Source organism: Micromonospora sp. CA-248260, from assembly GCF_050942205.1.
Classification (GTDB): Bacteria; Actinomycetota; Actinomycetes; order Mycobacteriales; family Micromonosporaceae; genus Micromonospora; species Micromonospora antibiotica.
This window is the reverse complement of sequence record NZ_CP192021.1, coordinates 1,038,461-1,051,847: the sequence shown is the minus strand read 5'-3', so window position 1 is coordinate 1,051,847 and position 13,387 is coordinate 1,038,461. Positions and strand designations below refer to the sequence as shown.

Genomic DNA, 13,387 nt, shown 5'->3' with positions numbered 1-13,387 from the left:
CGACGCGTTTTTTGTGCCCCTAACGGAGCGGCAGGTGTCGAAATCCACGCCCGCTCAGGGCATGCTGCGTGGGGACGGCGTCCACAGTGCGGCCGGCCGGGTGGAGGGATGTCGTGGAGAACTTCCAGTGCTCCTCGTGCGGGCGGCAGATGAAGGCGGCGGCCCGCTGCCCCGACTGCGGGGCCGAGCAACCGCAGTGGCGCGAACACCTGGCCGACATCGAACGCTCCATCGCGGAGATGAAGGCACGCGACGCCGAGATCGCCCGCGAACAACGGCAGATCGCCGCGAAGATGCAGGCCGCCCTCTTCCAGCGGGACATCCTCGCCCACGCCGGTGACGAACGCGTCAAGCAGGCCACCCGCCCGCGCCGGGTGCTGCGCCGCAAGCCGGGCCGTCGACCGCCGACCGCCGCCACCGGAGCGCCACCCCGGGTGCCCCGGCAGGGCACCCCGGCCGGTCCGGACGAACCCCCGCTCCCACCGCCGTACCGGACCGCCACCTGGCTGGGCGCGGACAACCCGGAACACCCGGCCGAGGCCTCCTCCCGGGAGGTGCAGAACATCCCACTCGGGCTGGGCGCACTGGTGCTGGCGGTGGCCGCAGTGGTCTTCGCCGCCGTCGCGACCAGCTCGATGGACGCCCTGGCCCGACTCGGCATCCTGCTGGTCGCCACCGTCCTGCTGCTGCTCGCCCCGCCGGTGCTGGCCAAACGGGGCCTGACCTCCACCGCCGAGACGATCTCCACGGTCGGCCTGCTGCTGGTGCCGCTGGCCGGGTACGCGCTGTGGGCGGTGGACCGGATCGGCGCGTCCGGCGCGGTCTTCTCCGGGATGATCTTCGCGCTGACCACCGGGGTCGCCCTCGCCTACGCCGTCGGCACCGGCCTGCGGGCCCCCCGGTTCGCGGCGGTGCTGGCCGCCCAACCCGTGGTGCCGCTGCTGGCGTACGGGTGGATCAGCGGCCCGACCGGCTGGGCGGTGGTGTTCACCGTGGTGGCCGTGCTCGACCTCGGACTGGTGCGCTCCGGCATCATGCGGGAACGACCGGCCCCACCGGAAGCCGCGACCGGCGGCACCACCGCCCCGCCCCGGCAGCGGGTCACCCCGGACGGCCGGCCGGAGGGCGCACCCGAGGAGACGGGCGAGATCCTCGACGGCTCGGCGGCCACCCCGACCGGGCCCGCCCGACCGGTGCCAGGGCTGCCCGAGGCGACCTGGCTGCTGCACGGGGTGGCGGTGGCGCTCGCCCTGGCGTACGCGGTCACCGCCCTGCTGCGGGTGCAGACCGTACCGGCAGCCACCGGGGCGGGTGCGGCGCTGCTGCTGGCCGCGGCGGTGGCCCTGGCCGGCACCCTGCTGCTGCGCCGCCCGCCGCTGCCGGACGTGGGGGCCGGCATCCTCACCCTGGCCGTGATCGGCGCGCTCGGGCGGATCGCCTCGGTGGCCTTCCCGGACCGGGCGTTGCTGCTGATCGCCGCCGTCATCACGTTGACCGGGCTGGCCGTGCGGGCCGTACCGGAAGCAGCCCGACGGGGGCCGCAGCTCGCCTCCGCCGCAGCGCTGACCGTCAGCGGCCTGGTGGTGGCCGGCGGTGCGCTGCGGGCCGGGCTGGCCCCGGTCCAGGCGGCGTTGCCGGCCTGGCGGGCCGACCTGTCCGCGTTCACTGGCGAGGTGGCCGCGACGGCCGGGCCGTCCGCCGGGCAGCTCGCCGCCAGCGCCCTGTTGCTCACCGTCGCGGCGGTGCTGGCCCTGCCGCCGGAGATCCGCCGCGAGTTCGCGGTGGTCGGCGCGGGCCTGACCGCGCTGGCCGTACCCGCCTCACTGGGTCTGGGTTGGGTGGCGGCCCCCTGGCCGATGGTGCTGGCGGCGGTCGCGATCGGCGTCGCCGGGATCTCCGCCGGCACGACCCGGGCGGCCGTGGTGCACGCCGGCACCGCCACCGTCGTCGGGTTCGTCGGGGCCGGCGCCGCCCTGAGCCGGCCGTCGGTGGCTGCCGCCGCACTGGCCGTGCTGATGCTGGCGGGCGTGCTGGTGGCGCTCGCGCCCCGGGTACGCATCGCCCCGGCCGCCGCCGACGTCCTGTCCGGTTGGGCGGCCGGTGGGGCGGCATTCGCGCTGCCCGGCGCGGTCACCGCGTTCGTGGCGGCCACCGAGCCGCCCGGGCCGGCGCTCACCCCGGCGGTGCTGCGGGAACTGACGGTGCCGATCCTCGCGGCGGGCTTCCTGGCCGTCTGCGTCACCCTCGGCTACGCGGCGATGATGCAGGTGTCGCAGCGGCACCTGAGCCTGCCGCACGCCGTCGGCACTGGGCTGGGCGCGTTGGCGGTGATCGGGGCCGCCTTCTTCGCCCCGGGACGCACCGCCGCCGACGCCTGGCTCGGTGGGCTGGTGCTGATCGCCACGCTGCTGCTGCTGTTCGCCGGCCGGATCGACGCGGGTCGGCGTTCCGACCTGGCGCTGGACGGCGCGGACCTGGCCGCCGCCGCCGTCACCGCCGCACTGATCGCCACCCTGGCCCGGATCACCGCGGTGATCTCCCCCGGTGGGCAGCTCGCGGTCGCCGCCGTGCTGGTGCTGGTGGTCGCCGTCGCCGCCCGGGCGATGCCGGAGGAGTGGCGGCGCGGCCCGGTGCTCGGTATCGCCGTCGGTGCCGCCCTGATCGGGGTGCTGGCCGGCTGGTCGACGCTGCGCGGCGGGGTGGGTGTGCTGGCCACCCCGGGCCCCATCTGGGCCGGGGACCTCACCGCCTGGCCGGCCGCACCGACCGGTGGCTCGGCCTGGCAGGCCCCGGTCGCGCTGGCGCTGCTCGCGCTCGCCGCCGCGATCCTGCTCCCCACCCCCTGGAAGTACGACGTGGCGGGCATCGGCGCGGTGCTCGCCACCATCGGTGTCCCGGCCGCCTTCGACCTGCCCTGGTGGTCACCGGTCCTGGTGGGGTTGACCGTCGCCACCGTCTTCGCCATGGCCGCGGTGGCGTCCGCCGACCCGCGCGCCGGGCTGTCCCGGGCCACCGTGGCCGGGGTGGTCGCGTTGCACGCCGCCGGAGCCGGGCTGGTGCGCCCGTGGACCACCGCGCTCGCCCTGGGCGGCATCGCGTTGATCGGTCTGGCCGTGGCGGCGGTCGCCCGGTCCGTCGCCCCCTCCCTGGTGGACGACGTCGAGACCGAGGGGATGCCGCCACACCTGGTGCAGATCGGTGGCCTGGCGACCGCCGCCGCGCTGCTCACGCTCCCCGGTGCGGTGGCCGCCCTCGCCGCCGAGTTCGGCCACGGGTCGCAGGTGGTGCTGACCGCCGCGTTGGCCGCGTCCAGCTTCGGCCTCGCCGCCGTGGCCGCCGTCCGCCGCCAGGTGCCGCAGTACCTGCCGTACGCGAGCGCGGCGATCGCCGGTGGAGCCACCGTCAGCGCGCTGGCCGCCATCTTCGTCGACCTGCCGTCCGGGGTGTTCGCCGCCGCAGCCGCACTGCTCGGGGTGCTCGCCGAACTGGTCCGGGCGGCGACCGTGCCACCGGTCGGGTCCGCCCAGCCGACCCGCCGCTGGACGGTCCTGCTGGACGGGGCGCTGCGCCGGCTGCCCGACGACGGTACGCAACGACGCTGGCGGGTCGATCCCGCCGCCGGGGCGTTGGCCGCAGCAGCCGTGCCCACCGTGCTGGCCCTGATCTCCCTCGCGCCGCTGCTCTTCGTGGCGCTGGTCGAGCCGCACCGGATGCTCGCCCACATCTGGCAGGGCCCACCGCCGCAGCTGCGTACCCCGCCACCGGAACTGGTCGACCCGACGCACGTGCTCACCGCGCTGCTGCTCACCGGCACCGCCGCGCTGGCCGCCACCGGCCTGTCCGGTGGGCGTCGGTCCCGGGCGGTGCCGGTGGTGCTGCCCGGCCTGGCGGTGACGCTGCTGATCACGCCGATCGCCCTGGGCATGGCCTGGCCGCAGAACGCCCTGGCCGCCCTCGCCGTGTTCACCATCTCGATGCTGGGCCTCGCGTTGACCCCGCCGCCGCCGCTGGCCGAGCGGGCCCGGTCGCTGCGGCTGGCCCGGGTGCTGGTCTTCGTCATCGGGCTCGCCGGCGGTGGCGCGGGGCTGGCCGGCAGTCTGGCCAGTGAGGGGCTGACCCTGTTCACCCTGGGCGGCGCGGTCGGCGTCGGGGCCGTCGCCGCGTTCTTCGGCACCACCGGGCGGGCCCGCATCCTCGGCTGGCTGTTCGCCTCGCTGATGGCGCAGCTCTTCGTGCTCACCGCCGGGCTGGTGGCCGGCTTCCCCGCCGTCTGGTCGGCGTTCGGGGTGCTCGCCGTGGGCGCGGCGTTGCAGGTCTTCGCCGCGACGCTGCCCCGGCTCCGGCGGCCCGAGGCGCACCGGGAGGCCGCCACCGTCGAGTGGAGCGGGTACGCCGCCGCGCTCATCGCCCTGGCCCTGGCGTTCGACTCCCCCCGGCACATCGCCGCCCTGCTCGCCGCCTGGGGTGCCGTGCTGGGGGTGGCCGCCGTCCGGCCGGGCCGGCGACCGGTGGAGCGGCGGATCCTCTTCTGGGCGGTGGTCGCCTGCGAGATCGTCGCCTGGTGGATCCTGATGCGGGTCGCCGACGTGGCGCTGCCCGAGGCGTACACGCTGCCGTTCGCGGCGCTCGCCCTCCTGGTCGGCATGTTGGAGTTGCGCCACCGCCCCGACCTGTCCAGCTGGGTGGCGTACGGCCCGGCACTGGTCGCGGCGTTCGTGCCGACCCTGGCGATCGTGCTGGCCACCGACTCCAGCATGCTGCGTCAGGTGCTGCTGCTGCTCGGCGCGGTGGCGGTGCTGGTGTTCGGCTCGACCAGCCGGCAGCAGGCCCCGGTGATCGTCGGCGCGGCGGTGACCGCGATCGCGGCGGTACACGCCCTGTTCAGCCTCGGCCCGTGGCTGGTGCTCATCCCGGTCGGCCTGGTCCTGCTGGTGCTCGGGGCGAGCAACGAACGTCGCCGCCGCGCCCAGGACCGGCTCCAGACGGCCCTGCGCTCCATGAGATGAAACCGGAGGGTCACGGCGGGGTCGGACGTGGTGGGGCTCAGTGGGCCGGGTGGTCGTGGGTGGTCACGGCCTGGGCCGCCGATCGTGGGCGGCCCAGGCCAGGGTAGGGCTGCGGGGTCAGGTCAGGGAGGCGCGGAGGGCGGCGTCCTTCTCGGCGACCAGGTCCTCCAGGTCGGCCTGGAAGGCGACCATCCGGGCGCGCAGGGCCGGGTCGGTGGCGGCGAGGATGCGGACCGCGAGCAGGCCGGCGTTGCGGGCGTTGCCGATCGACACGGTGGCCACCGGGATCCCGGCCGGCATCTGCACGATGGACAGCAGCGAGTCTATCCCGTCCAGGTGCTTGAGCGGGACCGGTACGCCGATCACCGGCAACGGGGTGACCGAGGCGACCATGCCGGGCAGCGCGGCGGCACCACCCGCCCCGGCGATGATCACCTGGAGCCCCCGGTCGGCGGCGTCCCGGCCGTACTCGATCATCTTGACCGGGGTGCGGTGCGCGGAGATCACCGCCACCTCGTACGGCACCTCGAACTCGTCGAGCGTGTCGGCGGCGGCTCTCATCACCGGCCAGTCCGAGTCGCTGCCCATGATCAGCCCGACGGTGCTCACCCGTGCCCCTCCCGCAGCCAACGGGCGGCCCGCGCGGCCCTCGCCCGTACGTCATCCAGGTCGTTGCCGAGCACCGTGACGTGCCCGATCTTGCGGCCGGGTCGGACCTGCTTGCCGTACAGGTGGACCCGGGCACCCGGTTCGGCGGCGAAGAGGTGGTGCAGCCGCTCGTCGAGGGAGATCCCGCCCGGCTCACCGCCGAGGACGTTCGCCATCACCACCACCGGGGCGGTCAGCGCGGTGTCCCCCATCGGGTAGTCGAGCACCGCCCGCAGGTGCTGCTCGAACTGCGAGGTCCGGGCCCCCTCGATGGTCCAGTGCCCGGAGTTGTGCGGGCGCATCGCCAGCTCGTTGACGACCAGCCCGGTGTCGGTCTGGAACAGCTCCACCGCCAGCAGGCCGACCACACCGAGCGCGGTGGCCAGGTCGATGGCGAGCTGCTGGGCGGCGACCGCCAACTCCTCCGCCAGGTCGGGGGCGGGGGCGAGGACCTCGACGCAGATCCCGTCCCGCTGCACCGTCTCCACCACCGGGTACGCGGCGACCTGCCCGAACGGCGAGCGGGCCACCTGCACGGCCAGCTCCCGGCGCAGCGCCACCCGCTCCTCGACGATCAGCGAGGTGCCCCCGGCGAGCAGGGTGGCGACCAACTCGGCGGCCTGCCCGGCATCGTCGACCAGCCACACGCCACGCCCGTCGTAGCCGCCCCGGGCCGCCTTGAGCACCACCGGCCAGCCCTGCTCCGCGCCGAAGGCGAGCAGGTCCGCAGGGGCGTCCACCGGCCGCCACGCCGGGTTGGGAGCGCCCAGCGCACCGAGCCGTTCCCGCATCACCCGCTTGTCCTGGGCGTGCAACAACGCCTCGGCCGGCGGGAAGAGCTTCACCCCCTCGGCGGCGAGAATGCGGATGTGCTCCGTCGGGACGTGCTCGTGGTCGAAGGTGACCACGTCGCAGCCCTTGGCGAAGGTGCGCAGCGCGGCGAGGTCGGTGTGGTCGCCGTACTGCACGTCGGTGGCGACGAGCGCGGCACCGTCGTCGGGGGCGAGCGCCAGCACGCGCAGTGACTGGCCGAGGGCGATGGCGGCCTGGTGGGTCATCCGGGCCAGTTGGCCGCCACCCACCATGCCGACGACGGGCAGACCGGTACGGGAATCCATAGCGCCACCAGCCTATCCGGGCCGCAGCGCCGGCCGACCCGAGGGCCACCCGTCCCTGGCCGGCGGCCGTCCACCCGACAGCCCGGAACCCGGCCGGACCGGGGGTCAGGTGGATCATCGGCCGGGAACGGCCGCCGGACGACGCAGGCCCGTCCGGCAGCCGACGGCCCGCCGGGGCAGGGCCGATCAGTCAGGTGAGCTGGGCGACCAGGTCCTCGACCGAGGTCACCGGCCGTTGGCAGACGAACCCCCGGCAGACGTACGCGGTGGGCCGCCCGTCGACCAGCGGCCGGTCGGCGAGCAGCGGCACCCCGGGCTGGTCGGGCCGGCCGGCGACCACCACCGCACCGGGTGGGGCGTGCCGGTGCGCGGCGGCGACCAACGGGTCCCCGGCCGGGTCGTCGGTGACCACCGCGATCTCGTACGGCCCGGACAGCAGCGCCTCACCGGCGGACGCCGCGTACCCGGTGAACCGGGCGTGCCGGCCGACGATCGGTGCGACGGTCGACAGGGCCGCCTCCGCCGCCTCCCGGTAGCGGGTCTCCCCGCTCAACGCCGCGTACGCGGTCAGCGCCGCCACGATCGCCGACCGGCCCGACGGGGTGGCGTTGTCGGTCGGGTCGGCCGGCCGGGTGACCAGCCGTTCGGCGTCGTCGGCGGTGTCGTAGAAACCGCCGTCGGAGGCGGCGAACCGGGCCAGCGCCACGTCCAGCAGGCCACCGGCCAACTCCAGCCAGCGGCCCTCGCCGGTGAGCTGGTGCACCGCGCAGAACGCCTCGGCCACGCAGCCGTAGTCCTCCAGCACACCGGCCGGCTCGCCGACCGTCCGGTCGCGGGAGGCCCGGCGGAGCCGGCCGTCGACCAGGTGCACGCCGGCCAGGTGTTCGGCGGCGTCGCGCAGCGCCCCGTCGGCGACGATGGCGACCCCGTCCATCAGGTTGGCGTCCTCGTCGCCGGGGTCGGCGTAGAGCGCGGCGACCTGGACGAACTCGACGAGCGCGGTGACCGCCAGGCCGTTCCAGGCGGCCACCACCTTGTCGTCGCGGGCCGGTTGGGGGCGGGTGTCCCGGGCGGCCAGCAGGCGGCCCACCACGCTGCGCCACCGGTCCCGGATCTGCGGGTCGGCGTCGTCGACGTCCCGGGCCAGCCGCAGCACGCTCGTGCCGTGCTCGAAGGTGCCCGCCTCGGTGACGTCGAACAGGTCGGCGGCCCAGCGGCCGTCGTCCTCGCCGAGCGCCTCGACGAGCTGGGCCGGGGTCCAGGCGTAGGTGAGGCCCTCCACCCCGTCGGTGTCGGCGTCGAGCGCGGAGGCGAAACCGTCACCGGGGCGGTGCAGCTCGTCGGCGAGGAACCGGGCGGTGTCCCGGGCCACCCGGCGGGCCAGCCGGTCGCCGGTGAGCCGCCACAGCTGGGTGTAGACCCGCAGCAGCAGGGCGTTGTCGTAGAGCATCTTCTCGAAGTGCGGCACCGTCCAGTGGGCGTCCACCGAGTAGCGGGCGAACCCCCCGGCGAGCTGGTCGTACAGGCCGCCCCGGGCCATCGCCTCGGCGGTGTGCCGGACGATCTCCAGGCTGCGCGCCGACCCGGTGCGCCGGTGGTGCCGGAGCAGGAACAGCAGGTTCATGTGCGGCGGGAACTTCGGTGCGCCGCCGAAACCGCCGTTGGTCTCGTCGTACTCGGTGGCGAGTTGGGTGGCGGCGGCGTCGAGCAGGTCGGCGGTGAGCGGGGCGGTGGGGCCGCCGACGGCCTGGGCGCCGCCGATCGCCTCGACCACCGCCGCACCCTGCCGCAGTACGGCCTCCCGCTGCTCCCGCCACGCGGTGCCCACCGACTCCAGCAGCCGGACGAAGTTGGGCTTCGGGAAGTACGTGCCGCAGAAGAACGGGGTGCCGTCGGGGGTGGCGAAGACCGTCATCGGCCACCCGCCCTGGCCGGTCATCGCCTGGGTGGCGGTCATGTAGACGGCGTCGACGTCGGGCCGTTCCTCCCGGTCCACCTTGATCGCCACGAAACCGGCGTTGACCAGCGCGCCGACCGTCTCGTCCTCGAACGACTCGTGGGCCATCACGTGGCACCAGTGGCAGGCGGCGTAGCCCACCGAGATCAGCACCGGGACGTCCCGCCGCTTCGCCTCGGCGAACGCCTCGTCGCACCACGGCCACCAGTCGACCGGGTTGTCGGCGTGCTGGAGCAGGTACGGCGAGGTGGCCTGGGCGAGTCGATTCACCCGACGACCCTATCCACCCCCGGGCGCACCCGTCCCGCCGAAACCGGGCCTTCCCCCGTTCACATTCATCGTCTTTGATCTGTGCGGGTGCGGTGATCGGCACCGGCCCGCGAGGAGGTACCCCCATGCGCGGTTCCCGTCTCCTGTCGGCGCTCACGTCGGTCGCGGTGGCCACAGCGGTGTTCAGCACCGCCGCCCCCGCCTCGGCCGCCGTGGACCCCGGCACCCGGGTCTCGGCGACCACCGTGGTCGGCACGCACAACGCGTACGAACGCGGGACGTACACCTATCTGGCGCAGGCGCTCGACGCCCGCCCCGGAATGATCGAACTGGACGTCTGGCCGGACATCATCACCAAACAGTGGCGGGTCAGCCACTCCAACCCGCTCGGCAACGACAACAACTGCGTCGCCGCCAGCACCCCCGCGCAGCTCTACACCGGCACCCGCAACAAGAACCTGGAGCACTGCCTCGACGACATCCGGCTCTGGTTCGACGCCCACCCCGACGCCGGTCCGCTCCAACTCAAACTGGAGCTGAAGACCGGCTTCAGCAGCCGTACCGGGCAGGGGCCCGTCCAGCTCGACGCGGTGCTCGCCGCCCGCCTCGGCAGCCGGGTGTTCCGCCCCGCCGACCTGCGCGCCGGGTACGCCACCCTGGACGCCGCCGCCCGCGCGAACGCCTGGCCGACCCGGGCGCAGCTCGCCGGCAAGGTGATCGTGGAGCTGATCCCCGGCACCGTCGAGGAGGGCAACCCCACCGACACCCTCTGGACCGACATCGAGTACGCCCAGCACCTGGCCGGCCTGGCGGCGGCGGGCACCCTCGGCCAGGCGCAGGCGTTCCCGGCGGTGCACCGGGCCCAGACCGGCGACCCGCGCAGCCGGTACGCCGACACCAGCCTGCGCCCGTGGTTCGTCCTGTTCGACGGCGACGCGTCGGCCTACGTCACCGGCGGCATCGACACCTCCTGGTACGACACCAACCACTACCTCCTGGTGATGACCGACGCGCAGAATGTCCCCCCGGCGGTCGGCAACACCGATCCGGTGGCCGCCCGGGCCCGCCTCGCGCAGCTCGCCGCCGCCCACGCCAGCGTCGCCTCCGCCGACTGGGCCACACTGCCGGCGGTGGTCGGCGAGGTCCTCCCCAGAGGCTGACCCGCCCGCCGCCAGGGTGGCCCGCGTTCCGACGTAGGCACGCGGGCCACCCCGTCTCCGCCCCGCCGGCCGCCACCCGCCACCCGCCGCCCGCCGCAAGATCATGCTCGATCCTGGTTGTAGTGGCCCAAGCCCGCCGAGACCACTACATCGTGGATCGAGCACGATCATGCCGTCGCCACACGCCCGAGGAGGGGTGGGGGTTGCGGGGTCAGGAGGCGCCGTCGGCGCGCAGGGGGAAGACGTTCGACTCGGCGGAGTCGCGCAGCGAGCCGAGCACCGCGCCGATCTTGTCGGCCGGCATCGGCTTGAAGAAGTGGTAGCCCTGGGCGGCGGTGCAGCCCAATGCCACCAGTGCGGCCCGCTGCTCAGCCGTCTCCACGCCCTCGGCGACCACCCGCAGCCCCAACTCGTGGGCGAGGCCGACGGTGGCCCGGACGATCGCCGCCGCCTCCGGTGAGTCGGCCATCCGGATCACGAAGGACCGGTCCACCTTCAACTCGTCCACCGCGATCCGGGTCACGAACGACAGCGACGAGAACCCGGTGCCGAAGTCGTCGACGGCCAACTGGACGCCCATCGACCGCAGGTTCGCCAGCACCTCGTCGATCACCTCCAGCTCGCTCATCACCACCGTCTCGGTGATCTCCAGGACCAACCGGTGCGGCGGCACCTGGTGGCGACGCAGGGCGTCGGCGATCTCCGCCGGCAACCGGGGGTCGAGCAGGCTGCGGGCCGAGAGGTTCACCGAGATCGGCACGTCCAGCCCGTCGCGGGCCCACTCGGCGGCCACCGACAGCGCCTTGTCCAGCACGTACCGGGTGAACGTGCCGAGCTGCTCGCTGTTCTCCACCGGGCGGATGAAGTCGGCCGGGCTGAGCCAGCCCCGCCGGGGATGCCGCCAGCGGATCAGCGCCTCCACCCCGGTCGGTGCGCCGGTGGCCAGGTCGACCGCCGGTTGCAGGGCCAGCACCAGCTGGTCGTCGGCCTGCAACGCCTCCCGCAATTCGGCCAGCAGGGCCAACTGGTCGGTGCTGGCCGCGTCCCGGGTGCTGTCGTACGCGGCGACGCTGCCGCCGCCCTCCTTCGCCTGGTACATGGCGATGTCGGCCCGGCGCAGCAGCTCGGTCAGGTCGGCGGTGCCCGCACCGGCCACCACCACCCCCACCGACACCTCGACCGACATCCGCACCCCGGCCACCTCGGTCGGCGCGGCCAGCCGCTCGGCGATCTCCCGGGCCTGCCGCAGCGCGTACGCCATCGGGGCGGCCCGGTCGCCGATCACCGGGACCGACGTCAGCAGCAGGGCGAACTCGTCGCCGCCGAGCCGGGCGAGCAGGTCGCCGGGGCGGGTCAGGGTGCCCAACCGGTTGCCGGTGAGCCGCAGCAGCTGGTCGCCGGCCGCGTGCCCGAGGGTGTCGTTGACCTCTTTGAACTGGTCGATGTCGAGCAGCAGCAACGCCACCGGATGATCGTGGACGAGCTGCCGCAACGCCTGGTCACCCTTGGTCAGCATGGCCGTCCGGTTGACCAGCCCGGTCAGCGCGTCGTGCACCGCGTCGTACGACGAGCGGGCACTGACCAGCCGCAACTCCCGATGGGTCGCCGCGTCGTGCAGCGCGGCGGCCAACGCGTCGGAGTAGGCGGCCACCGCGTCGCGTTCCCGGTCGTTCGGCGGCCCGGTGGAGGGGAACCGGACCCGCAACTGTCCGACCTGGACGTCACCGACGACGAGCGGCCGGACCAGTTCGTGGGTGTCCACGGTGGCCCCGGCGGGTGGCCCGGTCTCCCGGTCGGCCACCTGGCCCGAGGCGTCACCCCGGTAACGCCGCCAGCGGCCGTCACCCCGGGCCACGTCCACGTCCACCAGTTCGGCACCGAAGAGGGCCAGCGCGCCGGTGACCGCCGCCGTGGCCACCCCGCGCTCGTCGAGCTGGTTGAGCGCGGCGGTGGCCTCGGCGAAGGCCCGCCAGGTGCGCTGTTCCTGGTCGGCGCGCAGCCGGTGCCGGTAGGTCTGCTGGAGCAGCCAGAGCAGCGGTGGGAGCAGCAGCAACCAGCGCGGGTCGACCTCCAGCAGGGCCACCACGACCAGCCCGACCACCACGTTGCCGACGAACATCAGCACCTTGCCGCGCAGGGCGACGAGCAGCGCCGGGCCGACCGCAACGCCGTGCCGCAGGGCGAGAGTGGCCCCGCCCAGCCCGGCGGTGGTGAGCAGGTAGGTGACCGCGCCGGCGACCAGGGCGGGCACGAGGGCCGGGGTGGGGCCGGCCAGCAACGGCTGACCGAGGGCGGTGGTGACGGCGACGGCGAGCGCGGTGGCTGCGGTCAGCGAGGCGGCGATCCGCAGCAGCTCCACCGGGGGACGGCGGTCGGCGGCCAGTGACATGGTCGTCCAGGCCACACCGGTGCCGAGCAGCGCTGCGGCCGGCAACCAGCCGGCTGGCGCGAGGTAGAGGCAGACGATCAGGGCCGCCTCGCCCCAGGTGATGCTCACCATGCCGGTGGCGGTGCGGAACCGCAACCGGGCGAGTTGGGACATCGCGAACACGGCGACGACGATGCCGAACCGGGCGACCGCGGGGAGCGGGTCGTCGGGCGGCAGGACGGTCGGCAGGCGCAGGCCGAGCGCCACCGCCACCAACGCGGTCAGGGTCACGGCGAGGGTGAGGACACGTACCCGCAGCGGGGTGTCCGGCGGCTCCGGCCCGTCGTCGGACGCGCCGGCCCTGCCGGAGGTCACCGCCCGGCTCCGTCCGCGGGGCCGTCGACGGCGCGACGGACGAACGCGGCTACGACGGTCATGGCACCCCCTCCCGCGCACGGCTCAGGGACTTTCGTCCCCCGGCGGAAGGCTAAGCCAATCCGGGTGGCCGCAACAGGGGTCGACGACCCGGATCAGCGTGATTCACGCCCCCGTCATCCCACTCAGGGCTGCTGGTGGCCGCTCGGCAGGTTCGTACGTGATTCCTGCCCGGTCGTCCCGTCCGACGGACCGGTGGCCGACGAATCGGCCCGGTCGGCCCCGACCGGGCCGCCCTGCTGGGGGAACCGCTCGGGCAACCGGCGCAGCCGGGAGTTCATGTTGCGGATCAGCAGCACGGTGGCGGTGCCGAGGATCAGGATGAGGAACAGGCCCATCGGCCCGGCCAGACCACCCGTGCGGGTGTCCCCGAAGTTGTTCTCCGCGAGCACCTGGACAGTGTTGAGCATGGCATTTCTCCGATG

At 74.8% G+C, this 13,387-nt stretch carries 7 protein-coding genes; 2 read left to right on the top strand and 5 right to left on the bottom strand.

The window, feature by feature from the left end:
* Positions 1 to 113 precede the first annotated feature (113 nt).
* Positions 114 to 5,006, top strand: coding sequence for an SCO7613 C-terminal domain-containing membrane protein (locus ACQP2H_RS04935; RefSeq protein ID WP_433231304.1), 4,893 nt, complete (start codon positions 114 to 116; stop codon positions 5,004 to 5,006).
* A 117-nt stretch (positions 5,007 to 5,123) separates the two neighbouring features.
* On the opposite strand, the gene purE is transcribed toward ACQP2H_RS04935, so the two are convergent.
* From purE to ACQP2H_RS04920, 3 genes are all read right to left on the bottom strand, one after another.
* Positions 5,124 to 5,615 (bottom strand): 5-(carboxyamino)imidazole ribonucleotide mutase, encoded by a 492-nt coding sequence (purE, locus tag ACQP2H_RS04930; RefSeq protein WP_433231301.1) that lies wholly within the window; start codon positions 5,613 to 5,615, stop codon positions 5,124 to 5,126.
* Positions 5,612 to 6,772, bottom strand: coding sequence for a 5-(carboxyamino)imidazole ribonucleotide synthase (locus tag ACQP2H_RS04925; RefSeq protein ID WP_433231298.1), 1,161 nt, complete (start codon positions 6,770 to 6,772; stop codon positions 5,612 to 5,614). Before ACQP2H_RS04925 ends, purE begins: the two co-directional genes overlap by 4 nt.
* A gap of 190 nt (positions 6,773 to 6,962) precedes the next feature.
* A complete protein-coding gene (locus tag ACQP2H_RS04920; RefSeq protein ID WP_433231295.1) occupies positions 6,963 to 8,999 on the bottom strand; it encodes a thioredoxin domain-containing protein in 2,037 nt (678 codons plus the stop codon).
* Positions 9,000 to 9,124: 125 nt separating this feature from the next.
* Between ACQP2H_RS04920 and ACQP2H_RS04915 the strand changes: the two genes are divergently transcribed.
* Positions 9,125 to 10,159 carry a phosphatidylinositol-specific phospholipase C domain-containing protein gene (locus tag ACQP2H_RS04915; RefSeq protein WP_433231292.1) on the top strand — a complete coding sequence of 345 codons (1,035 nt, stop codon included), beginning with the start codon at positions 9,125 to 9,127 and terminating at the stop codon, positions 10,157 to 10,159.
* A gap of 211 nt (positions 10,160 to 10,370) precedes the next feature.
* On the opposite strand, the gene ACQP2H_RS04910 is transcribed toward ACQP2H_RS04915, so the two are convergent.
* Together ACQP2H_RS04910 and ACQP2H_RS04905 are read right to left on the bottom strand one after the other, a co-directional pair.
* On the bottom strand, positions 10,371 to 12,845 hold the full coding sequence (locus ACQP2H_RS04910; RefSeq protein WP_255599003.1) for a putative bifunctional diguanylate cyclase/phosphodiesterase: 2,475 nt from the start codon (positions 12,843 to 12,845) through the stop codon (positions 10,371 to 10,373).
* Positions 12,846 to 13,087: 242 nt separating this feature from the next.
* A complete protein-coding gene (locus tag ACQP2H_RS04905) occupies positions 13,088 to 13,372 on the bottom strand; it encodes a hypothetical protein (RefSeq protein ID WP_219467277.1) in 285 nt (94 codons plus the stop codon).
* Positions 13,373 to 13,387: the final 15 nt, after the last annotated feature.